Origin of the sequence: Oceanisphaera submarina, assembly GCF_046521305.1 — a bacterium.
Taxonomy (GTDB): domain Bacteria; phylum Pseudomonadota; class Gammaproteobacteria; order Enterobacterales; family Aeromonadaceae; genus Oceanimonas; species Oceanimonas submarina.
Window position 1 is genome coordinate 101053 of record NZ_JBKGFN010000003.1, and the last position, 25588, is coordinate 126640.

At 54.5% G+C, this 25588-nt stretch carries 21 protein-coding genes, 1 tRNA gene and 1 pseudogene; 14 read left to right on the plus strand and 9 right to left on the minus strand.

Annotated features, from left to right (window positions below; all coding sequences use genetic code 11):
• Positions 1 to 101: 101 nt before the first annotated feature.
• Entirely contained in the window at positions 102 to 518 is a 417-nt protein-coding gene (locus tag ACLEIV_RS04565; protein ID WP_410455479.1) for a VOC family protein, read from the minus strand.
• 271 nt (positions 519 to 789) lie between these two features.
• On the opposite strand from ACLEIV_RS04565, the gene ACLEIV_RS04570 reads away from it, so the two are divergent.
• The gene (locus ACLEIV_RS04570; RefSeq protein ID WP_410455480.1) at positions 790 to 1608 is read left to right on the plus strand and encodes a DUF2797 domain-containing protein; all 819 of its coding nucleotides are present in this window, start codon (positions 790 to 792) and stop codon (positions 1606 to 1608) included.
• Positions 1609 to 2832: 1224 nt separating this feature from the next.
• Positions 2833 to 4527 carry a cytochrome c peroxidase gene (locus ACLEIV_RS04575; RefSeq protein ID WP_410455481.1) on the plus strand — a complete coding sequence of 565 codons (1695 nt, stop codon included), beginning with the start codon at positions 2833 to 2835 and terminating at the stop codon, positions 4525 to 4527.
• A 77-nt stretch (positions 4528 to 4604) separates the two neighbouring features.
• Here ACLEIV_RS04575 and ACLEIV_RS04580 read toward each other — a convergent pair whose 3' ends face one another.
• Positions 4605 to 5513 (minus strand): LysR family transcriptional regulator, encoded by a 909-nt coding sequence (locus tag ACLEIV_RS04580; protein WP_410455482.1) that lies wholly within the window; start codon positions 5511 to 5513, stop codon positions 4605 to 4607.
• Between the two features lie 159 nt (positions 5514 to 5672).
• Here ACLEIV_RS04580 and cuyA point away from each other — a divergent pair, with 159 nt between their 5' ends.
• The 8 genes from cuyA (at position 5673) to ACLEIV_RS04620 (ending at position 14563) form a co-directional block, all read left to right on the plus strand.
• Positions 5673 to 6683: a D-cysteate sulfo-lyase gene (gene cuyA / locus ACLEIV_RS04585; RefSeq protein ID WP_410455483.1), complete on the plus strand. Its 1011-nt coding sequence runs from the start codon at positions 5673 to 5675 to the stop codon at positions 6681 to 6683.
• 98 nt (positions 6684 to 6781) lie between these two features.
• On the plus strand, positions 6782 to 8095 hold the full coding sequence (hisD, locus tag ACLEIV_RS04590; protein ID WP_410455484.1) for a histidinol dehydrogenase: 1314 nt from the start codon (positions 6782 to 6784) through the stop codon (positions 8093 to 8095).
• A gap of 41 nt (positions 8096 to 8136) precedes the next feature.
• Positions 8137 to 9345, plus strand: a complete 1209-nt coding sequence (locus ACLEIV_RS04595; protein WP_410455485.1) for a DegT/DnrJ/EryC1/StrS family aminotransferase — start codon at positions 8137 to 8139, stop codon at positions 9343 to 9345.
• 79 nt (positions 9346 to 9424) lie between these two features.
• Positions 9425 to 10414 carry a TRAP transporter substrate-binding protein gene (locus ACLEIV_RS04600; protein ID WP_410455486.1) on the plus strand — a complete coding sequence of 330 codons (990 nt, stop codon included), beginning with the start codon at positions 9425 to 9427 and terminating at the stop codon, positions 10412 to 10414.
• Positions 10415 to 10513: 99 nt separating this feature from the next.
• Complete coding sequence (locus tag ACLEIV_RS04605) at positions 10514 to 11083, plus strand: TRAP transporter small permease (RefSeq protein ID WP_410455487.1); 570 nt, start codon at positions 10514 to 10516, stop codon at positions 11081 to 11083.
• Between the two features lie 33 nt (positions 11084 to 11116).
• On the plus strand, positions 11117 to 12397 hold the full coding sequence (locus tag ACLEIV_RS04610) for a TRAP transporter large permease (protein WP_410455488.1): 1281 nt from the start codon (positions 11117 to 11119) through the stop codon (positions 12395 to 12397).
• 55 nt (positions 12398 to 12452) lie between these two features.
• Complete coding sequence (gene cuyB / locus ACLEIV_RS04615) at positions 12453 to 13169, plus strand: cysteate racemase (protein ID WP_410455489.1); 717 nt, start codon at positions 12453 to 12455, stop codon at positions 13167 to 13169.
• 131 nt (positions 13170 to 13300) lie between these two features.
• Positions 13301 to 14563, plus strand: coding sequence for a dicarboxylate/amino acid:cation symporter (locus tag ACLEIV_RS04620; protein ID WP_410455490.1), 1263 nt, complete (start codon positions 13301 to 13303; stop codon positions 14561 to 14563).
• 203 nt (positions 14564 to 14766) lie between these two features.
• On the opposite strand, the gene ACLEIV_RS04625 is transcribed toward ACLEIV_RS04620, so the two are convergent.
• Entirely contained in the window at positions 14767 to 16437 is a 1671-nt protein-coding gene (locus ACLEIV_RS04625; protein ID WP_410455491.1) for a 2-isopropylmalate synthase, read from the minus strand.
• A gap of 319 nt (positions 16438 to 16756) precedes the next feature.
• Between ACLEIV_RS04625 and ACLEIV_RS04630 the strand changes: the two genes are divergently transcribed.
• Positions 16757 to 17539, plus strand: coding sequence for an AraC family transcriptional regulator (locus tag ACLEIV_RS04630; RefSeq protein ID WP_410455492.1), 783 nt, complete (start codon positions 16757 to 16759; stop codon positions 17537 to 17539).
• Positions 17540 to 17947: 408 nt separating this feature from the next.
• Positions 17948 to 18073: an IS3 family transposase gene (locus ACLEIV_RS04635; RefSeq protein WP_410455611.1), complete on the plus strand. Its 126-nt coding sequence runs from the start codon at positions 17948 to 17950 to the stop codon at positions 18071 to 18073.
• Between the two features lie 298 nt (positions 18074 to 18371).
• On the opposite strand, the gene ACLEIV_RS04640 is transcribed toward ACLEIV_RS04635, so the two are convergent.
• From ACLEIV_RS04640 to rpsU, 5 genes and pseudogenes are all read right to left on the minus strand, one after another.
• Positions 18372 to 18448 (minus strand) — tRNA-Ile (locus ACLEIV_RS04640).
• Positions 18449 to 18600: 152 nt separating this feature from the next.
• Positions 18601 to 20451, minus strand: a pseudogene (gene rpoD / locus ACLEIV_RS04645) (RNA polymerase sigma factor RpoD); the annotation flags it as partial.
• A gap of 228 nt (positions 20452 to 20679) precedes the next feature.
• Positions 20680 to 22458 carry a DNA primase gene (gene dnaG / locus ACLEIV_RS04650; protein WP_410455493.1) on the minus strand — a complete coding sequence of 593 codons (1779 nt, stop codon included), beginning with the start codon at positions 22456 to 22458 and terminating at the stop codon, positions 20680 to 20682.
• A gap of 78 nt (positions 22459 to 22536) precedes the next feature.
• Positions 22537 to 22980 carry a GatB/YqeY domain-containing protein gene (locus ACLEIV_RS04655; protein WP_410455494.1) on the minus strand — a complete coding sequence of 148 codons (444 nt, stop codon included), beginning with the start codon at positions 22978 to 22980 and terminating at the stop codon, positions 22537 to 22539.
• Between the two features lie 15 nt (positions 22981 to 22995).
• A complete protein-coding gene (gene rpsU, locus ACLEIV_RS04660) occupies positions 22996 to 23211 on the minus strand; it encodes a 30S ribosomal protein S21 (RefSeq protein ID WP_014293599.1) in 216 nt (71 codons plus the stop codon).
• Between the two features lie 179 nt (positions 23212 to 23390).
• On the opposite strand from rpsU, the gene tsaD reads away from it, so the two are divergent.
• Positions 23391 to 24407: a tRNA (adenosine(37)-N6)-threonylcarbamoyltransferase complex transferase subunit TsaD gene (tsaD, locus tag ACLEIV_RS04665; protein WP_410455495.1), complete on the plus strand. Its 1017-nt coding sequence runs from the start codon at positions 23391 to 23393 to the stop codon at positions 24405 to 24407.
• A 30-nt stretch (positions 24408 to 24437) separates the two neighbouring features.
• Here the strand turns inward: tsaD and plsY are convergent, their stop codons facing one another.
• The gene (gene plsY, locus ACLEIV_RS04670) at positions 24438 to 25046 is read right to left on the minus strand and encodes a glycerol-3-phosphate 1-O-acyltransferase PlsY (RefSeq protein ID WP_410455496.1); all 609 of its coding nucleotides are present in this window, start codon (positions 25044 to 25046) and stop codon (positions 24438 to 24440) included.
• Positions 25047 to 25175: 129 nt separating this feature from the next.
• Here plsY and folB point away from each other — a divergent pair, with 129 nt between their 5' ends.
• On the plus strand, positions 25176 to 25544 hold the full coding sequence (folB, locus tag ACLEIV_RS04675; protein ID WP_410455612.1) for a dihydroneopterin aldolase: 369 nt from the start codon (positions 25176 to 25178) through the stop codon (positions 25542 to 25544).
• Positions 25545 to 25588: the final 44 nt, after the last annotated feature.

Genomic DNA, 25588 nt, shown 5'->3' on the forward strand with positions numbered 1-25588 from the left:
AACCCCTTCCTGGAGGCTCAGCCGTGCCATCCATGGCACGGCTGAGCAGATCCCTGTGTCCTCCTGAAGCACCGATATCGCCTGATTTTTCCGCTGGCAGTCTACTCTGTCAGACCCAGCGGCTGGCCGTAGCTGAATTCTACGTAGTTGCCGTTGGGATCCTTTACCCCGCAGTAATAGCCTACCGGCCAGGGCTCGTCTCTGGGCGGCCAGATCAGGCAACCGGCGGCGTCGGCCCGGCGGGCGATATCCTCCACCTCCGCCCGGCTGGGCAGGGCGAAACCGAAGTGGCGGTAGTCGTGAGCGGATAACTGCAGATCCTCGCCGCCGTTCATCAGCACGAAGATGAATTCCCGCTCTCGGCCGGGTTCGGCCAGCCAGACGATGGTCTGCGGTGGTTTGTCGCGCCGGTGGGTTTCGACCATGCCGCAGAAGTCGCGGTAGAAACCAATACAAGCTTCTATGTTCCGCACATGCAGGGCGATGTGAGTAAGGCGGGGATAATGTCGCTCAGGCATGATGACCGTCTCCTTGGGTTAACAGATGACACTGCCTGAGTATGGTCGCTATCAAGCAAAAAGGCGGAAGGTAATCCTTCCGCCTTTTTGCTTCTGTGCAGGCTCTCGAATGTGACCGAAAGGGCTGCTGGCGGGCAGCCCGGTGGGAGCAACCGGGTGTCATGGTGCCGAGTTATTCGGCCGAGAAGGGGAAGTGAAAGCCTGTCTAGAGGACACTCTGGCGGGTGGCTGATAGAATGAGCGGCCTACCCAACAGCAACGACAAAGAAGAATGAGCTATCTTACCGGAACCCTGATCAAGATGCCGGGGCACCTGGCTGCTCCCGTGGCCTACCAGCTGGCGCTGGGCGAGCATCGCGTCGATCTCAACCCCCTGCTGGGTCAGACGCTGACCCTGACCCACACCGGCAATATCTACTGCAATGCCTGCGACCGCAAAACCAGCAAGAGTTATTCCCAGGGGCACTGCTTTCCCTGTATGAAGAAGCTGGCCCGCTGCGACATGTGCGTGATGAAGCCGGAGACCTGCCACTATTTTGAAGGTACCTGCCGCGAGCCCGAATGGGGCGACAGTCACTGCATGGTGCCGCACATCGTCTACCTGGCGAACACCTCGGGTCTGAAGGTGGGCATTACCCGTCATACCCAGGTGCCGACTCGCTGGATTGATCAGGGTGCAACCCAGGCATTGCCCATTTTACGGGTCGCGACCCGTCAGCTCTCCGGTCTGGTGGAAGTGGCGCTGGCCGAAATGGTGGCAGACAAGACCAACTGGCGCGCCATGCTCAAGGGCGGCGAAGCCGATATCGACTTGAAAGCCGAAGCCGCACGCTTACTGCCGGAAATACAGGACAAGATCGGCGACTTGCTGCTGAAATATGGTGCAGAGGCGGTAACCGTGCTGGACGAATCTATCGTCGAGCTAAACTATCCGGTGCTGGAATACCCGACCAAAATCGCCAGTCACAACTTCGACAAGAACCCGGTGGTCTCGGGTACGCTGCTCGGCATCAAGGGCCAGTATCTGATGCTCGACACCGGTGTTATCAACCTGCGCAAATTCACCGGTTATGAAGTGAGTTTCGGGTAAACCCCGGCATGTCTGGCTGCCGGGGGCCCTATTGATAGCAGCTGCGCAAGCGGGCCAGTGCGATGGACTTGTCATGGGATTGCCGTGACAGCTCATCGAGCAATCCGGGGTTGCCGAATCGGTAGCGCTGCGGCTCAGTCCGGGGCGTGGGCCTCGGGCTTTCTTGTATTCAGATGTCGGCGTTCAGGCGGCCCAGGATTCGGGTGTTGTGGCCACCGGCCTGCTCGACAAAGGCTACACGGGTAATCGGTATCTGCCTCCTCCTCACGCAGGCCTAGGAAGATTTTTTCGTTGCTTCTGCTCGCAACATATTGAATGCCAGGTGCCGTGTACACGCCAGGATTTAAGCCATCTCGCCGTAATAGAGGGGAAAAGTACCTCCGTTTATCTAGATGTCCAGCACTGATTGCTCTCGATACGCCCTGGGTGCAGCTCATTTCATATGAGTGCATGGCTAAGAGAGGAGCTGTTTATTGTCAAGCGTTGAGGCCGATTTTAATGGGTTCGCGGACTGAGTTAATGGGTTTTATTAAGGTTTTTCATGAGCGATTTTAATGTATCAGTAATGAGTCATTAAGATATTTTTTTGTTATTAGCTTTTTGTTTTTAAAATTTTAGGAGGGGGGTGCTTTCCTCTCCGCAACTAATTTTCGGGCAAGTGTCTGGCGATAGTGTTGTCATGGGTAAAGGCTTGAAATAGTAAGATTTTATTGTTCGTTTTTTATGTTTACCTTAAGATGCTGGTTTTGGTAATTTATTGTTTTGTAACGGTTTTAATTTTTATTTCCTATCTTGTTTTTGGGTGGGGAGGCGTCTTGCTTGTGTGTTTGGTCATTTTTTTCACGACAGTCTACTTTGCAAATTAATTTTTTTCATTAAAGCTTAATAAACCAGTTCGGCGCTAAGCGCCAAAGGTAAGTAGTGGGTGGTTGGATAAGGGGGATGTTGCAATTTTATTTTTTATTGATGGTTTTTGAATGACATGCCGCCTGGTTGTTACAGGGTGTTTGACTTCAATGATGCAGGTGAATAATGCTTCAGCCTTATATGCCGGTGGTGGCAGTAGTGGTTTGATTTATTTTTAATGTTTTTATTTCCATTGTCGCACTCTCAGGCTGATTTTTTGTGATGGCAGCACTGTCATTCACATGCTGTGTCTGCAAAAAATTAACTCCAGCACGCCGGTCTCGTTACGGTGGTAAAGAAACTAAAGGAGCGACAGTGATGGCCACAACAATATTTCGGACATCTTCGATAGCAAAGGCAGTAACACTCGTGGTGCTTGCGACTGGCCTGAGCTTGACCTCTGGCCAAGCAGAAGCCAAGAAAAAAGATGTACCTGTCAAAAGCGACGAAGAACGGGTTGCCGCCCTGGTTGAATTAGGGAAGGAAGTGTTCTTCACACCGATATCTCGGCCCAAAGCGAAGCAGTCTTGTGCCAGTTGCCATGATCCCGCCACCGGCTGGACCGGAGCCAGCTCGAATATAAACCTGGTTGAAGTAGCACAGCCCGGGGCAAACATCCACCGGGATCCGGATGCAAGAGGGCAACTGAAACCGCCCACTAATGCCTATGCGACTTTTATTCCTCCTTTTGCTCTGGCTACAGGACCTGGAGCCGCCTTTGTTCCCGCCTTTGGGGGGGCCTTCTGGAACGGGCGATCCGAGGGGAGTGATCCTCTGTTTCCAGAAGGGGCTACAGTCCATATCTCCTTGGCGGATGTGGTTACCGTGGGTGATCCTAATGCATTAACCCTGTTTGAACAGGCGGTTGAAGGCTTTCTTGGTCCGGTGGCCGATCAGGCCCTGAATCCCTTTCCCAATCCGGTCGAGCAGAATATCCGCGAAAAATCCGTCTGTCAGCAGGTCAAGAAGGCTGATTATGCCAATTTGTTTACCGACGCCTGGGGGAGTCGTATCCAGTGTGACCAGAATAATTACAGCACCAGCTTCAAGCGTATAGCGGTGGCGCTTGCCGCTTATCAGGACTCTCCCGAGGTGAACTCATTCAGTTCCAAACGCGATAATGCCCTTCGGGCGGAACTGGCGTGTTTGACCGAAGGGGATATAAAATTGTTGCCTTGGGCGCAGAATCTGACCGATGCGGAATTTGACGACATAGTGTCACGCTTCGGATTGGTGCCGAACGATCCATCTTTGTGTCAAGCGGATAACAGCCCGGGTGCGTTTCCACTGGCAGGGCTGACCCCCGAAGAAAACTGGGGCCATGATTTGTTCTATGCCGCAGCCGTTCTGTTTAATCCTGCTCAGCCCAAACCTATTCTAGCGGGCGACATTGGAACCTGTGATGCGGATGGTAATTCTTTCCCCGGCGGGGTGGTGTTAACGGAAGACCGAATGGGGGCTGGTTGTGCCCTTTGCCACAGCAATAATCCGGGAGGTGATGACGGTACAGAGCCACTGCAGACCTATGCCGACCATGGTTACCACAATATTGGCAGCCCGGTAAACTTCGACATACCCGGCGTCGTCGCGTCGGATGACGGTCTGGCGGATCATACCGGTAACGATGGGCATAAAGGGTTTGTCAAGTCTCCATCTTTGCGCAATGTGGATTTACGGCCTAGCGCTGATTTTATCAAGGCCTATACCAGAAATGGCTGGTTCAAGAGTCTGGAGGGTCTGGTGCACTTCTATAATACGTCTCTTGTTGATCCGTCCGATTTTGTCGCCGGGCCACCGCCAGTGATTAAACATGATGTGCTCCGCTGTATGGATGGAGAAATCACGGAGCAAGAAGCACTGGATAGCAATTGCTGGCCGGAACCAGGCCATGCCGACGGTGTATCCTTTGCTGCCGGTATTACGGGTAACCTGGGGTTAAGTGCATGTGATGAAGCGGCCATCGTTTCCTACTTGAAAACTTTTAATGATGAAGCCGTCGTGGTCGTACCCTAAGACAGTGTGATGGTGCACAGGTGTTAATAGTCGAAGCCGCCGTAAGGCGGCTCTTGTGTGGAATGCCGGCATGATGTTCATGCATAACCATGATTGTAGAGCTCGATCAGGTACTTCCAGAAGATGTCTACCTCGGGCTTGACCGTATGCCGGAACCGATACAGAAGTATCCTCAGTTCGACCGCCCTGAGCGGGTCGTCAAGTATCACCAGCCGCCCGTTATGCAGTTCGTTCTGTATCAGGCTGGACGGCAGCCAGGCGACGCCGTAGCCCTGTACCACCATGGCTTTCAGACCTTCGGCCAGGGCATTCTCGCACACAATCGTATATTGAATGTCGGGCGGTATCCTGGCGAGACACTGCTCCTTTATGATGCCGCCCAGATAGGAATCATCAGGGTAGGCCAGTAGTTTGAAGGGGACATGGTTGTCGATCGAATAGAGCGCAGTACCATTGGCATTCACCGCCGACACCGGCACCAGCTTGTCGGTACCCACCTGAATACAGATTGTGTCGTTACGTGATAGCTGAGAGATATTTTCGTCGGAAGAGTAGCTGAGCAGGAAGTCACCCATGCCCGCCATGAAGGATTCCATCACATCGTGCAGGTTACCGGCATTCAGCTTGACCAGGGTAGTGCCTACCAGCGGTTCCAGGGTCCGGATCCAGTGCGGAAAAAACGATACCGCCGGGGAATGTTGGGAAAAAAACACCAGGCTCTGGCGAGACTCTTGCCCCTGCAGTCGCTCGCGCACCCGGTAGGTATCGTGAATCATGCGTTTGGCTTCTTCAACGAACGCCAGACCGGTTACGGAGAGGGTGGTTGGATGTTTGTCCCGGTCGACCAGGGTGATGCCTAGCCAGTTTTCCAGCGAACGGATACGTCGGCTAAAGGCCGGCTGGGTGACGAAGCGGGCTTCGGCGGCCTTGGAAAAACTGCCATGTTCGCTCAATGCCACAAAATCCTTTAACCATTTCAATTCCATTAAAATCAATACCTTGCGTAGAGTTTATTCTGCGTATACCGAAAAGTAATCGTTTGCGAAGCCAAGATAGCATTGGTCGGTCAGGGAATCCTATTTCAGTATGGTCTCGTTACCGGATTGTTCTGAAAATGTTCTTAAAATGAGATAGGAGTGTTACCCATGCTTTTGGCCCGTTACCCGCGTCTTCATTTCGCCCATCTTGATACCCCCCTTGAGCCCATGCCTCAGCTGACCAAATTGCTGGATGGTCCCACCCTGTGGATCAAGCGCGACGACTGTACCGGCCTGGCCGGTGGTGGCAACAAGACCCGTAAGCTGGAATTCCTGATGGCCGATGCCCTGGAGCAGGGCGCCGATACCATTATTACCCAAGGCGCCACCCAGTCCAACCACGCTCGTCAGACGGTGGCTATCGCCACCAAGCTGGGTCTGGACTGCCATATCCTGCTGGAAGATCGCACCGGCTCCGAGGATGTTGATTACGTCTACAACGGCAACGTCATGCTGGACCAACTGTTTGGTGGCCAGCTACGCAAGTATCCGGGCGGTACCGACATGAACGCGGCGATGGAAACGCTTGCCACCGAGCTGAAAGCCGAAGGCAAGAAGCCCTATATCATTCCCGGTGGCGGTTCCAATGAAATTGGTGCCTTGGGTTACGTCAATTGTGCGCTGGAACTGCTGGGCCAGGCCAATGATCGCGGTCTGCGCATCGATCACCTGGTCCACGCCACCGGTTCGGCTGGTACTCAGGCCGGTCTGGTGACGGGCCTGTACGGTAGCAACAGCCAAATCCCGGTGCTTGGTATCGGTGTGCGGGTACCCCGTGAGCAGCAAGAAGCCAATGTGTTCCGCCTGGCCGAGCGTACCGCCGAGAAACTGGGCATTCCCGGTGCGATAAAGCGCGAAGACGTGGTTGCCAACTGTGATTACGTAGGCGAAGGCTACGGTATTCCTGCCGTAAGCACCCTGGAGGCCATCGAGCTGTTTGCCCGTCACGAGGGCATACTGCTGGATCCGGTCTACTCCGGCAAGGGTGCGGCAGGTCTTATCGATTTGATCCGCAAGGGTCATTTCAAGAAAGGGGAAAACATCGTGTTTCTGCATACCGGTGGCAGCCAGGCGCTGTTCGGTTATCGCGAAGTTTTTAACCTCCCCAAATATAACTAACACGTGCGCCCGGCTCCTCTAGGAGGGGCCGGGCCGGCAAGGGCAGGGCTGCAGGCCCTGCTCATAACCAGAGCTTCCTTTTTAACAGGTGTCATACCATGGAATATCTTAAAAGAGCGGCTGCAGAAGGCGATGTAGCACAGGAAGATGAGCGCATCCAGGCGGTGGTCAAGGAAATGCTGACCCGGATCAAGCTTGAAGGGGAGTCGGTGGTGCGCGAATATGCCAAGCAGTTCGATAGCTGGCAGGGCGACTTTGTACTCACCGAACAAAAGAAGCTGGCGCTGATCGACCAGGTGCCCCAGCGGGTGAAAGAAGACATTGATTTTGCCCACCGCCAGATCAAACGCTTTGCCGAAGCACAGCGCGACAGCCTGCAGTCCTTTGAAATTGAAACCGAAGAAGGTGTACGGCTGGGTCAGCAGATCCTGCCGGTCGAGTGTGCCGGTTGCTATGTGCCCGGCGGACGCTATGCCCATGCGGCTTCCGCTCTGATGAGCGTGGCCACCGCCAAGGCCGCCGGCGTACCTTTTATCGTGGCCTGTTCACCGCCCCGGGGTGACAGCATCAATCCGGCCGTGGCCTACGCCATGCATGTGGCGGGTGCCGATGTGATACTGGAGATGGGTGGCGTGCATGCCATCGCCACCATGGCTTATGGTCTGTTTACCAACAAACCTGCCGATATTCTGGTGGGACCGGGCAATGCCTATGTAGCCGAAGCCAAGCGCATGCTGTTCGGCGAGGTGGGCATCGATGTGTTTGCCGGTCCGACCGAATCGGCCATTATCGCCGACAAGCATGCCGATCCCATGACCATTGCCGTCGATCTGGTCTCCCAGGCCGAACACGGCCCCAACTCTCCGGTCTGGCTGTTTACCGACAGCCGCGAGCTGGGTGAAAAGGTACTCGAGATCATGCCGAAGGTGATCGCCGATATGCCCAACGCGGATGTCTGTGAAGCGGCATGGCGCGATCATGGCGTGGTGATTCTGGGCAACAGCCGCGAAGAAGTGGCCAAAATCAGCGATGAATGGGCCTGTGAACACCTGCAGATTCTGGCGGACGATCTGGAGTGGTGGAAAGCCAACCTGAACAATTATGGCTCCCTGTTTCTGGGTGAAGGCAGCACCGTTTCCCATGGTGACAAGTGCTCCGGCACCAACCACATACTGCCGACCAAGAAGGCCGCCCGTTACAGCGGCGGGCTGAATGTGCAGAAGTTCATGAAGGTACTGACCTATCAGGAGTTGAGCGAAGAAGCCAACCTGGTGTTCAGTGCGGCTGGCTCCCGTATCTCCCGTACCGAAGGCATGGAAGGTCACGCCCGGGCCTGTGACTGGCGCCTGCGCAAGTACTTCCCCGAAACCGAGTGGGATTTCCACGTTTATAACCAAGAGCGTTACTGCTGAGTCAGACAGGCAGGTGCCCGGCACCTGCCCGGAGAGATGTTATGACCAAATTCAACAAGTCGTTTACCCAGCAGGAGTCCATCCCTGAAGATGGCATAGCGCAGGCCATCGACGTGATGCGCAGCGGTCGTCTGCACAGATATAATTCTCTGGCCGGAGAGCCGACGGAAACCGAGTTGCTGGAGCAGGAGTTTGCCGCCTATCTGGGCAGTCGCTACAGCCTGGCTTGTGCCTCGGGTGGTTATGCGCTGCATATCGCCATGCGCACCGTGGGCGTGCAGTCGGGGGACAAGGTGTTGTGCAATGCCTTTACCCTGGCGCCGGTTCCCGGTGCCATCAATAATGCCGGTGCCGTTCCGATGCTGGTGGAAACCACCGACGATTACACCATAGATCTCGACGATCTGGAGCTGAAAGCGGCAGCCGACGATGTGCATTATCTGCTGCTGTCCCATATGCGCGGCCACCTTGCCGATATGGATCGGCTGATGAGTATCTGCGAGCGGCATCAGGTTACCGTTATCGAAGATTGTGCCCACACCATGGGGGCCAGCTGGAATGGCCGCAAGAGCGGTACCTTCGGCCGGGTAGCCTGCTTCAGTACCCAGACCTACAAGCATATCAACTCCGGCGAAGGCGGTTTTCTCACTACCGACGACGACGATGTGATGGCCAAGGCCATCATTTATTCCGGCTCCTACATGCTGTTTGATCGTCACCTGGCGGCTCCGCCGAAGGAAGCCTTTGCCCGTATTCGTTTCGAGACCCCCAATTACAGCGGCCGGATGGATAACCTGCGGGCGGCGATATTACGGCCCCAGCTCAAGAACCTGGATGAACAGTGCCGGCGCTGGAACCAGCTTTACAACGTGACCGCCGAAGGGCTGAGTCCAATTGAGGGCATTCGTTTACCGGTTCGCCCCGCAGCGGAGTTGTTTGTCGGCAGTTCCATCCAGTTTTCTCTGCCGGAGCAGGATCCTGCCACCATCGCCCGCTTTATCACGCGTTGCGGGGAGCAGGGGGTGCCGCTCAAATGGTTCGGCGATGCGGATCCCAAGGGCTACACCAGCCGTTTTGACAGCTGGCAATACCTGGATTCCATGCCCGACTTGCCCGAGACCCGGCGCGTACTGGCGACCATGTGCGACATGAGATTGCCACTGACGTTTGTCGAGACGGATTGTCGGCAGATCACCCGGATTATCGCGGAAGTGTTTGAAGAGGTTTGCGGCTCACCAGGGAACGGGTGATTTCCTGCACGGCTGAACAGATTCCAGTTTCATGGATGTAAAACACACCAAATACATTGAGGTAATGAATATGTTCTCTATGAAGAAATTAGCAAAGTGTCTGACCCTTTCTCTTGCCTGCGCGTCCGCCGCCCTGCCGGCGCTGGTGGATGCCAAGACCATGCGACTGGGCATGGGTGATCCCCTGGATTCGGATCAGGGCGCCTACGCCAGCCGTTTCAAGGACCTGGTGGAATATTATTCCGCCGGCGATATCAAGGTGACCCTGTATCCCAATGGTGCCATCGGCTCGGAAACCGAGATGGTGCAGAATGCACGTCTGGGCTCGCTGGATATGGCCTTGGTCGGCATCGGTAACGTGACGCCTTTCTCCAAGGAACTGGGTGTGCTGACCATGCCCTACGTGATCAAGAGTTCATCCGATGCGGTCAAGATTACTACCGGCCAGCTGGGTGACCACTGGAATCAGCTGGCGCAGAAGCAGGTCGGTGTCAACATCCTGGGCTGGACCTACTCCAACTTCCGCCATCTGACCAATTCCAAGCGTCCGGTCAAGAACATGGAAGACTTGAAGGGGCTCAAGATTCGGGTACCGCAGAACCCGATTATGCTGGCCTCCTGGGAAGCCTGGGGCGCCAACCCTATCGCCATGGCCTGGACTGAAACCTTTACCGCCCTGCAACAGCAGGTGGTTGATGGTCAGGACAACCCCTACATCGTCAACAACACCATGAAGTTCTACGAAATTCAGGATTACGTAACCGAAATTCATCATCAGTACTCGCTGCAGCCTCTGCTGATCGGCAAGCGAACCTTCGACAAGATGAGCGACGAAGAGCGCAATATCCTGACCCGTGCCGGCCTGGAAGCCCAGCAGCATGCGTTGATGTTCCAGGTTTCCGAAGCCGACAAGGCCAAGCAGAACATGATCGACAACGGCATGGAAGTCTTCACCCTGGAAGATGAAGATAAATGGATTGAGATGGCGAAAGAAAAGGTCTGGCCTCAGTTCTATGACTCCATCGGTGGTAAAGAAAGTTTCGAGTCCGTGCTGGAGCAGTTGAAGTAACCCTGATTTCGAATGCTGTTAACCGGTTTTGACGAAGTGGGTTGAAAATTGAATAGGGGGACGGAGTCTTCACTCCGTTCTCTTTATCGGAGCGTTACCATGTTTAAACTGATCAGACAACTGGACAAGCTGGAAAACTATGTATGCCAGCTATTGCTGTGTTTGTTTGTCGTCTTGCTGTTTGTGCAAGTCATTTTGAGGGTGTTCTTTAACTACGGCATACCCTGGAGCGAGGAGCTGTCCAGATTTTCCTTTGTCTGGTTTGTTTTTCTTGGTGCATCCTACGCGGCGAGGCTGTCGGCCCACAACCGGGTGACCTTTCATCTGAGAATGATGCCGGAAAAAATGAGGAACGGGGTTGAGTTGCTGGGCGATATTTTCTGGATTGCCTTCAATACCCTGATGACACTCAAGAGTATCGAAGTCATTGACTCCATGATGGAGTTTACCTATTTCTCTCCTGCCCTCGACTGGTCGATGGCTTACCTGTACATGATTTTCCCGATCTCATTCACCCTGACCAGCTTGCGTATTATCCAGGTGAATTACCTGAAGTTGGTCTGCGGGGTCAAGTTTGGAGATGTGGATGAACCCAACCTGGAAGAGGAGGTGATGAAAATGCCTGCTTCTTCAGAGAGCAAGCCGCATGGTAATCATCCTCGGGCTTGATACATGGATTTTTAGGGGTAAGAGGATCAGATAATGACAGCTCCCTTTATTTTGTTTGGTATGTTTTTCTTTTTGCTGGTCATCGGTGCTCCCATCGTGGTGGCCTTGGGGGCGTCGGCGCTGACCGTCTATCTGGCGGCCGGTGATGACTTTGTGTCTCTGGTACAGACCGCATGGAATGCGGTGGACTCCTTTCCCATTATGGCACTGCCCGCTTTTATTCTGTCCGGCGCCCTGATGCAGAGCGCGGGCATTTCACGCCGGCTGGTGCATATTGCCGAAGTAATGGCCGGGCCCATGGCCGGTGGTCTGGGTTTTTCCGCCATTCTGGCCAGCATGTTTTTTGGCGCTATTTCCGGCTCGGGCCCGGCGACCACGGCGGCGGTGGGCATGCTGATGATCCCCGCCATGGTCGATCGTGGTTACGGGCGCAGCTATTCGGCAGCGCTGACTGCGTCATCCGGTGGTCTTGGTGTGGTGATACCGCCCAGTATTCCCATGGTGATTTATGGAGTCACCGCCAGTGAGTCCATTACCAAGCTGTTCATGGCCGGTATTCTGCCGGGGATCATGCTGGCCGGTGGCCTGATGATTGCCAACTATGTGATCAGCAAGAAAAAGGGTTATGTTTCCGGCAATGTTCATCCGCCGGGTGCCCTGCGCAAGGCCTGTAAGGACGGTATTTGGGCGATACTGGCACCGGTAGTCATTCTGGGCGGCATCTATTCGGGACTTTTCACTCCCACCGAAGCCGCCGTGGTGTCGGTATTCTATACCCTCTTCATCGGTGTTTTCGTTCATAAGGAACTGAGACTGGATGGCTTCAGGGAGTCTCTGAACTCCACCACCTGGTTGACCGGACGGGTGCTGATCATCATGTTCACCGCCACCGCCTTTGGCCGGATCCTGGTAGAGAACGATATTCCGGGGATGATTGCCCAGTCGATGCTGGAAATGACCGGCAGTCTGGCGCTGATCTGGATCATAGTGATCGTCTTTCTGATCTTCGTTGGCATGTTTCTGGAAACCCTGGCCACCATCATGATAGTGACGCCGGTGCTGCTGCCGGTGATGGTCAGCCTGGGCGTGGATCCGATCCACTTCGGTATCGTGCTGGTGTGTTGCTGTGAAATCGGCTTTTCCACCCCGCCGCTGGGAGAAAACATGTTTATCGGCTCGAGTATAGCCAAGGTGTCCATCGAGGAAATTTCGGCCAAGGCGATTCCCTTTGTGCTGGTGGAGATCTTCGTGGTGATGTTGCTGGCCTTCTTCCCCGAGTTGGTGCTCTGGCTACCCGAGCTCTTCGGATATTAATGCTGCCGCTACCGCAGGTGGCAGCGTCATCATTTTTTGAACTGGATGGATCTAAATGAGTGAACAGACTGTTGGTGTGATAGGCGGCATGGGGCCGGAGGCGACGGTGGATTTGATGCGCCGGGTGATTGCCGCCACCCCGGCCCGGGATGATATCGACCATATCCATATGCTGGTCGACAATAATCCCAAGGTGCCGTCCCGGATCAAGGCGTTGATAGAAGGGACGGGCGAAAGCCCGGCCCCCTTCATGGCCAACATGGCTCAGGGACTGGAGCGGGCCGGAGTGGATTTTCTGGTGATCCCGTGCAATACCGCCCACATGTATTACCCGGAGGTGGTCGCCGCGGTCTCCATTCCGGTGGTGAATATCCTCGATGTGACGGTACAGCATGTAAAACGTTGCCAGCCTGATATCCGGCGGGTCGGGATGCTGGCATCTACTGCGGTTGAAAATATCCGTTTGTATCATGACAAGTTTGATGCCGAAGATATTGAAACCCTGTTTCCGGCCGCTGCACATCAGGAAAAGGTGATGGCATTAATCAAAGGAGTCAAATCCAATGATTATGATGCGGATACGCTGGCCAGATATAATGAAGCCGCAGCCTGGCTCAAGTCACAGGGTGCCGAGTGTCTTGTTCTTGCCTGTACTGAGCTGTCGGTGATTGCCGATAAACTGACCATAGATCTGCCGGTTTATGATGCCTCTCAACTGCTGGCAGAGCATATCGTTTACAGGGTAAAAGGGACGATAAAAGAGTCAGATTGATTCAATCGACAATGACGTTGGCAATTTTTAATATTTTTAGGTGATATGAATGGCATTTCCTTTTTCAATGAAATTGGAAATGCCGTTTTTTGTGCGCTAATCAGGAAAGATAAAAGAAAAGGAGTTCGGCGATGAGTACCATGACGGCGGCGGTAAAAGTGAATGATGCCAACTGGTGGAAAAGGCTGCAGGTCTGGCAGAAAGTATTGATTGGTCTGGTTCTGGGAGCAGCAACCGGCTTCCTGTTGGGGGAAGATGCTGCCGTCTTGCATCCCATCGGAAAAGCCTTTATCGCCGCCATCAAGATGCTGGTGGTTCCCCTGATTTTTATCTCTCTGGTCTGTGGGGTGACCGCCATCAAGGACGTGACTCGTATGGGACGGATAGGAATAAAAACCTTCGTTACCTATATAGTCACCACAGCCATCGCCATTCCTATCGGTCTGGCTCTGGCGGTCTGGCTTGAGCCCGGTGTTGGTATGGATCTGGGGAATGCGACTGCTATTGATGTGAAATCGGCACCAAGTATTGTCGATACCTTGCTGGGTATTATCCCTACCAATCCCTTTGCCTCCTTTGCCAGCGGTGATGTGCTGCAGATCATCCTGTTTGCTATCTTTCTCGGCATTGCCATCAACCTGGTTGGCGAAAAAGCGGACCCGGTGAGAAAGGTGTTCGATGCCTTCGCCGACGTGATGTACAAGCTGACTGATCTGGTGATTGCCTTCGCCCCCTACGGTGTCTTTGCTCTGATCGCCACCACCACGGGTCAATATGGTCTGGAAGTGCTACTGCCTCTGGGGAAGGTCATCGCCGGTGTTTATCTCGGTTGTACCATTCATGCATTGGTCACCCTGGGTGGTGGCCTGGCCTTATTGACAGGTTTGAACCCGATCCGATTTTTCAGGGGGATCTTCGAGGCTCAGCTGGTCGCCTTCAGTACTACCACCGCTGCCGGTACTCTGCCTGTAACCATGTCCTGTGCGCGAGATAATCTGGGAGTCTCCAAGGATGTTGCCAGCTTCGTTTTGCCCGTAGGTACCACCATCAATCTGGATGGTACTGCACTCTATCAGGCGTTGACCGCGGTGTTCATCGCCCAGGCCTACGGTATTGATCTGGGGATGGCGGAATACGGCATGATACTGCTGACCGCTATTCTGGCTTCCATAGGAACCGCATCGGTACCCGGCGGTGGCCTGATCGTCCTTTCTCTGGTGTTGAGTTCGGTCGGACTGCCACTGGAAGGAATTGCTCTGGTTGCCGGTATCGACCGGATCCTGGACATGGCACGAACCACGATTAACGTGACGGGTGATGCGGCCGTATCTGTATTGATCGCCCATAGCGAAGGTGAGCTGGACAAGGACATCTACTACAAGAAAGCCGGGTGATCTTAGGGTTAACCTTTATCGGTTAAATATCGTTCGAGTTAAATGTGTTTAGCTGAACCCGCAGGACAGCGCTTGTGGTGTCTTTTTACTACGTTATCAACGTATTTAGTCGAGTGACTACGTAGCATGGCATAAGCGCTGCCTTGTATAAAATTATGTGAAAGGCCGGCAGACCCTAATACAAATAAAGCGGCCACTTTGTCTCATTGTTCTGTTTCCAACATAAAGCGGCTTGCTAGGCTGAGGATGGCCTGTATCGATGCGGTAACTATATTTGGATGTTGGCCCGCACCAAAATGTGAGCCAGGTACTTCTTGCCATCTGCCTTCTACTATCGCTAAGGCTTGAGCATCCGCACCGCTTCCCATGCTGCGCTCCTCGTAACTGTCGATACGCAACGGGAGATCTAATGCGTCAACGACGGCGGCTATGGGTCCGTTACCTATGCCTTGTACCGATCTACAAGAGCCGTCTGGTAGTGCCATGTTGAGCTCTATTTTCTGCCCATCATCAAGATCCCACAGCCGATGGCTGATATAGGTCAGAGTACCGCCAGTTTGTGCTGGAGCCAGATAGGTGTGTTCAAACAACTGCCAGATAACATCACTGCCAAGCTCCGTTTCTCTGGCGTCGGCATACTTCTGGACGACAGCGCTGAATTCGATTTGCATGCGCCTTGGCATCTTCACGCCATGGTCGCGCTGTAGTATGAAAGCAATTCCTCCTTTACCCGATTGGCTGTTCACTCGCACTATGCTGTCGTAAGTGCGTCCTAAATCCTGTGGATCTATCGGCAGATAGGGTACTTCCCAGCAGTCATCAGGCTGCCGGGCAGCCAGTCCTTTGGCGATAGCATCTTGATGTGAACCGGAGAAAGCAGTGAATACCAGATCCCCTGCATACGGATGACGTGGATGTATGGGCAAGGTTGTACATTGTTCTGCGATCCGTGCCACCTCAGCGATGTCAGAAAAATCCAAGCCGGGATTTATGCCCTGGGTATAAAGATTAAGTGCCAAGGTGACCAGGTCCAGGTTGCCGCTCCGTTCGCCATTACCAAATAAGCAGCCTTCGACTCGCTGCGCTCCGGCGAGAATTGCTTGTTCGGCACAGGCGACGCCGGTTCCGCGATCATTGTGTGGATGTACGGAGAGCACCACATGCTCGCGTCGTTCGAGATGTCGACTCATCCACTCGACTTGATCGGCGAAAACATTGGGTGTGGCCACTTCTACCGTGGTCGGTAAATTGATGATAATCGGCCGGTCAGTGCGAGCGTCCCAACTACGAATAGCCGTGTTGCAGATACGCAATGAAACATCGAGTTCAGCCATGTTAAATGTCTCTGGTGAATACTGTAACACCCACTCGGTTTCTGGATGTTGTGCCACCTTTTCGCGCAGCAATCCAACGTGATGAGCGACCAATAGCTCGATTTCTGTCACGGAAAGTCCGAACACTCCCCGCCGCCATACCGGCGCTATTGCATTGTACAGATGGATGATAACGCGCTTCGCACCCGCCACGCTGCGAACCGTTTCATCGATCAGATCTTCACGTAGTTGCGTCATCACCATAGGCGTCACATCAGCCGGAATGCGTTGTTCATCGATTAACTGGCGCACTACATCAAAATCGATGCGGGATGCAGCGGGAAAGCCGACCTCTATTTCTTTAAAGCCCAAGCGCACCAATTCATCGAATAAATGCAGTTTTCGCTCGCGATTCATGGGTTCAAACAATGCTTGGTTACCATCGCGCAGATCAGTAGAAAGCCAAACAGGCGACTGGGTAATGGTATTGGAGGGCCAGCAACGGTTTGGTAAATTAATAGACGGGAAAGGGCGGTATTTTTTTTCTGGATGTTTAAGCATGACTTGTACCTTTAACGATAAAGGGAGTGACATCATGATTTCCCCACCCTGCGAAACAGGGTATTCAAAGCCGAGGGTCTGAGGGAAATCAATACACGCGGATATGGATTCGCGATGGCAGCCCCCGGCGACGGTCGAGGACTGGTAGTAGTAAACTGCAGCAATAGATATGCATTAATTTTTCCGACATAAGGCTACACCTGCGAGTTTAAGGGATTATCTTTAGCGTTTCTTTCGCTAAATGGTCTGCCGTTATCGCGAAATGGTCATTCTGGTGATAGGCTTCAGCGCGTGAAATTTACCTTTAGTGGATGCATCTATGGTCGACTTTACTCGCCAGCACTATGACTCTTTTACAATGCCAGTTAGCGGTGTGGCAGTTGACTACCCGAGTGGTCATATAGTCGAGCCCCATAGCCACCCGTGCGTGCAACTTATTTATGCCATTGAAGGTGTACTGGTGATCGAAAGCCCGACTGGTCGCTGGGTTACCCCACCCAGTCGGGGCGTTTGGTTACAGGCCGGCGTTGAGCACTCGCTACGCATGCGCGGCGCGGCACGGGTACGTAGCTTGTTTGTGCACTCGGATATAATTGACGGTATGCCGCAAGGTAACTGCGTGATTGATGTTTCGCCGCTGTTGCGCGAACTTATCTTGGCCGCCACCGAAATAGAAGCCCCCTACGAAAGTGACAGCCGCGACGGGCGAGTGATGCGCTTGTTATTAGACGAACTCTGTGTCTTGCCGACCTTACCCTTATATCTGCCCTGGCCCGATGACGATCGCATTGCCCATGTCTGTCGCAGTTTGACCGAACAGCCCCAGCTCAGCAGCACTGCACAGCACTGGGCTCAGCAACTGGCCATGAGCCCCAAGACGTTTCACCGCCGATTTAAACACTGCACCGGTGTGACATTTGGGCGCTGGCGCCAACAAGCTAGACTGCTACTTTCTTTAGAGTTTTTAGCTCAGGGCATGCCAATAATGGAAGTTGCTCTACAACACGGTTACGACAGTCAAAGCGCATTTTCAGCCGCTTTCAAGCGCCAATTTGGGGTCGCGCCCTCTGCATTTTACCAAGCTTTGGCCCCTATTAGCTGAGCGTAAAACGTGGTGGAAGCTCAAGATCTCCATTAACTCGAAACACAACAAACCGACTGCACTGCATGTTCTGGAACGAAATTTTTCGGCGGAGAAACCGGATCAGGCTTATGTGGGGGACATCACCTATATCCCGATACGGGAGGGGTGGCTCTACCTGGCTGTCTTTATCGGGCACCGTGGTGGACTGGTCGATGGATAGCCGAACACGGGTCTCGCTGGTGAATGACGTCCTTAATATAGCGATCTGGAAAGGTCGGCCAGGAGCAGGGCCGTTGGTGTATGTGATCAAGGCAGCAGTATGCTCTTGATAGCGACCAGAAGTTGCTAAAGCAGCATGGCTTTAGGTGCAACTTGAGTCGTAAGGGAAATTGTTGTGATAAGGCTCCATTCGAAATCCTTTTCCATATGTTGAAGACCGAGCCGATCTATCACGAGGTCTTCAGGACGCAAGAAGAAGCGAAACGGACCATTTTCGAATATATGAAGTGTTTTATAACCGGGTGCGGCTGCATTCCAGCAACGACTATATGAGTCCGATGAACTATGAATCAGAGCAACGAGCAGCCGTTTGAAAATGTGTCCGAAAGCTGTTGCCAGAGCAGCAGCCCTTGCAGGCCAAACAGAACAGATGGTGAGGGAGGGGATACTATCTTGCGATAGCGGAGAGCATGCCACAGCTCTGGGCTTGGATACTAATGATGGTGACATGATAATCTATCATGCTGCTAACTGCAGGTAATGTCACCGTAACTACAGGTATTACTACAGGTCAAACCGCAGGCAACAAAAAAGGGTTAGCGGCTGTTAACCTGCTAACCCTTGCTGTATATGGTGGCCCCTCCCAGACTTGAACTGGGGACCTAACGATTATGAGTCGTGTGCTCTAACCAACTGAGCTAAGGGGCCGAAAGTGGAGCTGATTATAGGGAAAGCCGTCCTGGCTGTCTAGTCGGGGCGGCTCATATCAGTTTGATTTTTAAACGGTTGGTACTGAAACCAGAAAAGAGAAAGGGCGCCGAGGCGCCCTTTTATCGTTTTTGACTGCCGTAATCTGCCCGTTACTCGTCGAGGAAGCTGCGCAGTACTTCGGAGCGGCTGGGATGGCGCAGTTTGCGCAATGCCTTGGCTTCAATCTGGCGGATACGTTCGCGGGTAACGTCGAACTGTTTGCCCACTTCTTCCAGAGTGTGATCGGTGTTCATGTCGATACCGAAGCGCATACGCAGTACCTTGGCTTCCCGTGCGGTCAGGCCAGAGAGTACGTCCTTGGTGGCATTACGCAGGCTTTCGCTGGTAGCGGAGTCGGCTGGCAAGGACAGGGTGGTGTCTTCGATAAAGTCGCCCAGATGGGAGTCTTCGTCATCGCCGATGGGCGTTTCCATCGAGATCGGCTCTTTGGCGATTTTCAGTACCTTGCGGATCTTGTCTTCCGGCATGGCCATGCGGTGAGCCAGCTCTTCCGGCGTCGGTTCGCGACCCATTTCCTGCAGCATCTGGCGGGAAATACGGTTGAGTTTGTTGATGGTCTCGATCATGTGCACCGGGATACGGATGGTACGGGCCTGATCCGCGATGGAGCGGGTAATGGCCTGACGGATCCACCAGGTAGCGTAGGTCGAGAACTTGTAGCCGCGACGGTATTCAAACTTGTCCACTGCCTTCATCAGACCGATGTTGCCTTCCTGAATCAGATCCAGGAACTGCAGGCCACGGTTGGTGTACTTCTTGGCGATGGAGATAACCAGACGCAGGTTGGCTTCAACCATTTCTTTCTTGGCGCGACGAGCCTTGGCCTCGCCAATGCTCATGCGACGGTTGATGTCCTTGATCTGCGAGATGGTCAGGCCGGTTTCTTCTTCTACCAGCTTGAGCTTGCCGATGGAACGCAGCACGTCTTCGGCCACATCTTCCATCTTCACCGACCAGGTTTTACCGGCAGCCAGCTGCTTGTTAAACCATTCCTGTTCGCTTTCGTGCTGAGCAAAGGCCTGCACGAAGGTTTTCTTCGGCATTTTGCATTGCTCTACACACAGCTTCAGGATGAGGCGTTCCTGGATGCGAACGCGCTCCATGGTGTTACGCATGGCATTGACCAGGCGATCGAACTGCTTGGGCACCAGCCGGAACTCGCGGAAGATGTAGGCGAGTTCGGCAATCTGCTCGGCGGCCTCGGTAGAGGTTCGGCCTTTGGCTTCGATGGTGGCGCGCATGAGTTCGTATTGTTCGCGCAAGGCGCCGAATTTTTCGCGTGCCAGCTCCGGATCGGGGCCGGTGTCGACTTCCTCTTCTTCTTCGTCGTCTTTATCTTTTTCTTCGTCGTCGTCTTCGTCTTCCAGTTCCTTCTCACTCAGCTCGGAGCCGATGTGAGTGGCGGTGGGGGCGACGGTGTCGACTGCGTCCGGGTCGAGAAAGCCGGAGATGATGTCACTTAGTTTGATGTCACCGGCTTCGAAGCGGTCAAACTGATCGAGCAAAGAGGTGATGGTCTCGGGGTATTCGGACACCGAGCTCTGCACCTGGTTGATGCCTTCCTCAATCCGTTTGGCGATGTCTATTTCGCCTTCGCGAGTCAGAAGTTCAACGGTACCCATTTCGCGCATGTACATGCGCACCGGATCTGTGGTGCGGCCAATTTCCGATTCTACAGAAGCCAGCGCCTGGGCGGCGGCCTCGGCGGCGTCTTCGTCGGCGGTGGTTTCAGACATCATCAGATCATCGGCATCGGGGGCGCTTTCCACCACCTGAATGCCCATGTCATTGATCATCTGAATGATATCTTCGATTTGGTCGGAATCGACGATATCCTGAGGAAGATGATCGTTTACCTCGGCATAGGTCAGGTAACCCTGTTCTTTACCTTTGGCAACGAGAAGTTTAAGCTGAGACTGCGGGGTTTGCTCCATAGAACTCGTCCGGTTAGATGTTGCAAGAGGGTGTAGGCATTAGGCACTCTTTTATGGCGCGCAAGTAGCCGATTATAACAAAATTTGACCAGCCTCGCTATGCTGGTCTGAGCTTGCCAACACGCCTCGCCTTCATAAACGGTGAGAGTGCTGCAGCGTTCAATGGTTCATCATTATTACCCGTTTGCCGGGCCTGTTTTACGATATTGGGGCGCGACGCCCACTTTTCAATGTTCAGCCGCTGCTACCCTTGCTTTCGCTGAGCAGCAACAGTAATTCCTGTTTTTCTGCCGAAGTCAGCCCGTGCTGACTGCTTTTTCGTTGCAGAGATTCGATACGGCTGGCCAGGTACTCGTTGATCAACACCACGAAGATATCCTGCAGTTCCTGCTCGATATGATCGCCTGCGAACAGGCCTTCGGCCATTGCCAGTCGAGCCAGCGCCGGTTCGGACTCATGGTCGCGCCAGTGTTCGAGCAACTGGGCCGTCGTCATGTCCGGTCGGTGTTGTACCTGACTCAGCAGCGTTTGCAGCAGCCCCATGCCGGGTAACGGCAATTCGGCCAGTTCGGGCATGCCCGGTAGCCTGGCAGCGGCAGCCGGATATTGTAGCACAAGGGCAATGGCCCGGCGAATAGGGGTCAGCTTTATCTTTTTGCTGCCCTGTCTGGCCGGAGCCGGCGGCTCGGGGCTGTTCTGCTGCAAACGTCCGAACAACTCCCGTACCCGGCGCTCGTTTTCACCCCAGTTCAGCTGGCGTGAAAGCCGGGTGATCAGGCCTTCGCGAGTAAAGCCTTCCGGCACTCGAATAATGGCTTCCGCCGCCTTGTTGGCCAGCTCGTGCTGACCGGCGTCACCGCTCATGGTGTCTTGGGCCAGACGCTCGAACAGAAAGTCGCCAAAGTCCTGGGCCTGGCTCAGCTGCTGCTCAAAGGCCGGCGCGCCCAGTTTGCGCACCAGGGTGTCGGGGTCTTCACCGTCGGGCAAAAATACGAATTTCAGGCTACGGCCATCCTGCATCAGTGGCAGGGCATTTTCGAGCGCGCGCCAGGCGGCCTCGCGTCCGGCTCTGTCGCCATCGTAGCAGCAGATCACCTCGCGGGTGGTGCGGAACAGCAGTTGCAGATGGTCGGGCGTGGTGGAGGTGCCCAGGCTGGCAACCGCATAGTCGATGCCAAACTGGGCCAGCGCCACTACATCCATATAACCTTCCACCACCAGAATTCGCTCCGGGTGACGATGGCTCTGGCGAACTTCATAGAGGCCATAAAGCTCCCGCCCCTTGTGAAACACCGGTGTTTCCGGTGAGTTCAGGTATTTTGGGGTGCCGTCACCCAGTACCCGACCGCCGAAGCCGATGACCCGGCCGCGTCTGTCGTGAATGGGAAACATGATGCGATCGCGGAAACGGTCGTAGACGCGGCCATTATCGCTTTGCAGCAGCATGCCCCCTTCAATCAGCTGGCGTTCGGCCTCCGGATTGTGGGCAAACTGGCGTTTGACGCCGTCCCACTGATCCGGCACATAGCCGATACCGAAGTGCTTGACCACCTCACCACTCAGGCCGCGGCCCTTGAGATACTGGATGGCGTCTTGCGATTGGCGCAGTTGGACCTGATAGAAGCGGCTGATATCGCTGAGCTGACCGTAGAGATCCTGACGTACCGCCTTTGCCGCCGCCTGTTGGGCAGGAGACAGGGAAGAGCCGCCGTTTTCCCGTGGCACCGTGACGCCGTGCATGCCGGCGAGTTCGTCGATGGCATCGAGAAATTCCAGTCCGTCATATTCCATCAAAAAGCCCAGCACGGTGCCGTGGGCGCCACAGCCGAAGCAATGATAGAACTGTTTATCGGAACTGACGGTAAAGGAGGGGGATTTTTCGTTGTGAAAGGGGCAGCAGGCCTGATAGTTCTTGCCGGCTTTCTTCAGCTTTACCCGCTGATCGATAAGATCGACGATGTCGGTGCGGGCCAACAGATCGTCAATAAAAGATTGGGGGATTCTGCCTGTCATCATTCACCGGAAAGCGAAAAAAACAAAGCCGTGCTTCATAAAGAGGCACGGCCCGTCGGCAGGGAGCAGCTTGAGCGCTTAAGCCAGTTTGGCTTTGATGCTGGCGCTGACCTTACCCATATCTGCACGTCCCTGGATCTGCGGTTTGAGCTCCGCCATCACTTTGCCCATATCCTGCATGCCGGTGGCACCGGTATCGGCGATGGCTTGCGTCAGCAAGGCATCCAGTTCGTCTGCGGTCAGAGGTTGCGGCAGGAATTCCTGCAGCACCACGATTTCCTGGCGTTCACCATCGGCCAGCTCCTGACGTCCGGCCTGCTCAAACTGAGTGGCGGCATCTTTACGCTGTTTCACCATTTTGGTGACGATGGTGATGATGGCGTCATCATTCAGGCTCTCGCGGCTGTCTATCTCTTTTTGTTTGATCTCTGCCAGCAGCATACGCAAGGTGCCGAGGCGCGCCTTGTTTCTGGCACGCATGGCAATCTTTTGTTGCTCTGACAGCTGGTCTTTTAAAGACATGAGATCAATGACAACTTAGTACAGACGAGTACGACGTGCGTTTTCACGAGCCAGTTTCTTGGCATGACGCTTAACAGCAGCAGCCTTGGCGCGCTTGCGTTCGGTAGTCGGCTTCTCGTAGTGCTCGCGACGACGCACTTCAGACAGAATACCGGCCTTTTCGCAGGAACGCTTGAAACGACGCAGGGCTACGTCGAAGGGCTCGTTTTCACGTACTTTAATTACTGGCATGTGCCTCTCACCTCGGTTAACTGGTCTGTCACCGACCAGTTTGACTAATAAAAATGGTGCGAAATTCTACTCTGAACCGGAACCGAAAGTAAAGTCCGGCAGCCCTTCGCTGGTTAAAAAATCACGGGGAGGGTAACATAGGCCCCTCTTTTCCGACAGCCTTGAATGATTAGACCGACATGCGTGTATTAGGTATAGAAACCTCCTGTGATGAAACCGGCATCGCCATCTATGACGACCAACTCGGTATCATGGCTCACCAGTTATACAGCCAGGTGGCGCTGCATGCGGACTATGGTGGCGTGGTCCCTGAGCTGGCCAGCCGCGATCATATTCGTAAAACCATTCCTTTGATTGAAGCTGCCCTGGCCGATGCCGGCTGTACCAAAGATAATATTGACGGAGTAGCCTTTACGGCGGGGCCGGGCCTGATGGGCGCCCTGTTGGTGGGCGCCACCATAGGCCGCAGCCTGGCCTTTGCCTGGAACAAGCCGGCGGTGGCGGTGCATCATATGGAAGGTCATCTGCTGGCCCCCATGCTGGAAGAGCGGGTGCCGGCCTTTCCCTTTGTCGCCCTGCTGGTGTCCGGTGGGCACACCCTGCTGGTGCGGGTGGACGGTATCGGTCGCTATGAAATTCTGGGCGAGTCGGTGGACGATGCGGCCGGTGAAGCCTTCGATAAAACCGCCAAGCTGATGGGGCTGGATTATCCCGGCGGTCCGCGGCTGGCCAGGCTCGCCGAGCAGGGGCAGCCCAACCGCTTCAAGTTTCCGCGTCCCATGACCGACCGGCCCGGGCTGGATTTCAGCTTTTCCGGTCTCAAGACCGCCACCGCCACCACCATCGCCGCCGAAGGCAACGACGACCAGACCCGGGCCGACATCGCCCATGCCTTTCAGCAGGCGGTAGTGGATACCCTGGCCATCAAGTGCAAGCGCGCCTTGCAGCAGACCGGGCTCAATCGTCTGGTGGTGGCCGGCGGCGTCAGTGCTAATGTGTCGTTGCGCCAGCAGTTGGAAACGCTGATGATCGGGCTGAACGGCGAGGTGTTTTATCCGCGTAACGAATACTGTACCGACAACGGCGCCATGATTGCCTTCGCCGGCCTGCAACGACTGAAAGCCGGCGAGATGGAACCGCTGGCGGTACGAGCCCGGCCGCGCTGGCCGCTGGACGAGCTGGAAGCGGTGAACTGAACTGATGGTGAGGCGTGAGGAGGAGCCGTGTCACTCCTCACGATTGCGCTTGAACTTGTCCAGAATCGGTGTTTCCTGGTGATGATAGAGTCGGCTGATATTACGGTGATGGCGCAGGATTATCAGGCAGGAGAGCAGGGCGACCGCCAGGGTATATTCCGGTTTGATGAAATAGACATAGAGTGGCGCCACCAGGGCGGTAATGAGTGACGCCAGCGAGGAATAGCCAAACAGTCCCAGACTGACCAGCCAGGTAATCAGCATCAGGCCGGTCATGTCCATGCCCAGCGGCAGCAGGGTGCCGAGGGCGGTGGCCACCGCCTTGCCGCCGCGAAAGTGAAAAAACAGCGGGAACATGTGCCCCAGGCAGGCGGCCATGCCAATCAGCGCCAGATACAAGGGGCCTATATCCAGAAACCAGCCCATATACACCGGCAAGGTGCCTTTGAGAATATCGAGCAGCAGCACCCAGACAGCGGCGCTGCGGTTGCCGGTGCGCAACACATTGGTGGCTCCCGGATTACCCGAGCCATGCAGGCGTGGGTCCGGCAGGCGATAAAGACGAGAGATCAACACGGCGCTGGAGATGGAGCCCCCCAGGTAGGCGAGCATGATCATAAACAGGGTGAGTGCCGTCATTCTCGGTTTATACCTCGGGGTCAATCCGTTACTATTGCGCGCCTAAACCGAGCTACTGGTTAGCTGAGCTGGCAGGGCCAGCGGGCCCGGTCGCCGAAGATAGCCACAGCTTAACAGAAGATAGAGATGATGGATAAAGTGTTTGTGCAAGGCCTAGAGGTGCTAACCACCATAGGCGCCTATGACTGGGAAAAGGATATACGGCAGAAGCTCCGCTTCGATTTGGAGATGGGATATGACACTCGTCCTGCGGCGCTGGGCGATGATCTCGACAAGGCGTTGGACTACGCAGCCCTGTCCAAGAAAGTCACCCATCATGCCGAACAAAATCATGTAGAGCTGGTCGAAACCATGGCCGAGCAGATAGCGCTGTTGATCCTGAGGGAATTTCCGGTTCACTCGGTAAAAGTTCGGCTGACCAAGCCGGGCGCGGTGGCGAATGCCGCCGGGGTTGGAGTGGAAATAGAACGTTTTGCCCACGGCAGCGGCATTAGTTGATACGTCATTAAAGCGTTATTGAATATTGCTAGCCTGCGGACGTA

What these genes read in the sequence shown, in the direction of transcription:
- tsaD (WP_410455495.1), top strand. Translation starts at nt 23,391, where the DNA reads ATGCGTGTATTAGGTATAGAAACCTCCTGTGATGAAACCGGCATCGCC.
- ACLEIV_RS04575 (WP_410455481.1), top strand. Translation starts at nt 2,833, where the DNA reads ATGGCCACAACAATATTTCGGACATCTTCGATAGCAAAGGCAGTAACA.
- folB (WP_410455612.1), top strand. Translation starts at nt 25,176, where the DNA reads ATGGATAAAGTGTTTGTGCAAGGCCTAGAGGTGCTAACCACCATAGGC.
- rpsU (WP_014293599.1), bottom strand. Translation starts at nt 23,211, where the DNA reads ATGCCAGTAATTAAAGTACGTGAAAACGAGCCCTTCGACGTAGCCCTG.
- ACLEIV_RS04605 (WP_410455487.1), top strand. Translation starts at nt 10,514, where the DNA reads ATGTTTAAACTGATCAGACAACTGGACAAGCTGGAAAACTATGTATGC.
- dnaG (WP_410455493.1), bottom strand. Translation starts at nt 22,458, where the DNA reads ATGACAGGCAGAATCCCCCAATCTTTTATTGACGATCTGTTGGCCCGC.
- ACLEIV_RS04570 (WP_410455480.1), top strand. Translation starts at nt 790, where the DNA reads ATGAGCTATCTTACCGGAACCCTGATCAAGATGCCGGGGCACCTGGCT.
- hisD (WP_410455484.1), top strand. Translation starts at nt 6,782, where the DNA reads ATGGAATATCTTAAAAGAGCGGCTGCAGAAGGCGATGTAGCACAGGAA.
- ACLEIV_RS04655 (WP_410455494.1), bottom strand. Translation starts at nt 22,980, where the DNA reads ATGTCTTTAAAAGACCAGCTGTCAGAGCAACAAAAGATTGCCATGCGT.
- ACLEIV_RS04580 (WP_410455482.1), bottom strand. Translation starts at nt 5,513, where the DNA reads ATGGAATTGAAATGGTTAAAGGATTTTGTGGCATTGAGCGAACATGGC.
- cuyB (WP_410455489.1), top strand. Translation starts at nt 12,453, where the DNA reads ATGAGTGAACAGACTGTTGGTGTGATAGGCGGCATGGGGCCGGAGGCG.
- ACLEIV_RS04610 (WP_410455488.1), top strand. Translation starts at nt 11,117, where the DNA reads ATGACAGCTCCCTTTATTTTGTTTGGTATGTTTTTCTTTTTGCTGGTC.
- ACLEIV_RS04600 (WP_410455486.1), top strand. Translation starts at nt 9,425, where the DNA reads ATGAAGAAATTAGCAAAGTGTCTGACCCTTTCTCTTGCCTGCGCGTCC.
- ACLEIV_RS04625 (WP_410455491.1), bottom strand. Translation starts at nt 16,437, where the DNA reads ATGCTTAAACATCCAGAAAAAAAATACCGCCCTTTCCCGTCTATTAAT.
- ACLEIV_RS04635 (WP_410455611.1), top strand. Translation starts at nt 17,948, where the DNA reads ATGTTGAAGACCGAGCCGATCTATCACGAGGTCTTCAGGACGCAAGAA.
- ACLEIV_RS04630 (WP_410455492.1), top strand. Translation starts at nt 16,757, where the DNA reads ATGGTCGACTTTACTCGCCAGCACTATGACTCTTTTACAATGCCAGTT.
- ACLEIV_RS04595 (WP_410455485.1), top strand. Translation starts at nt 8,137, where the DNA reads ATGACCAAATTCAACAAGTCGTTTACCCAGCAGGAGTCCATCCCTGAA.
- ACLEIV_RS04565 (WP_410455479.1), bottom strand. Translation starts at nt 518, where the DNA reads ATGCCTGAGCGACATTATCCCCGCCTTACTCACATCGCCCTGCATGTG.
- ACLEIV_RS04620 (WP_410455490.1), top strand. Translation starts at nt 13,301, where the DNA reads ATGAGTACCATGACGGCGGCGGTAAAAGTGAATGATGCCAACTGGTGG.
- cuyA (WP_410455483.1), top strand. Translation starts at nt 5,673, where the DNA reads ATGCTTTTGGCCCGTTACCCGCGTCTTCATTTCGCCCATCTTGATACC.
- plsY (WP_410455496.1), bottom strand. Translation starts at nt 25,046, where the DNA reads ATGACGGCACTCACCCTGTTTATGATCATGCTCGCCTACCTGGGGGGC.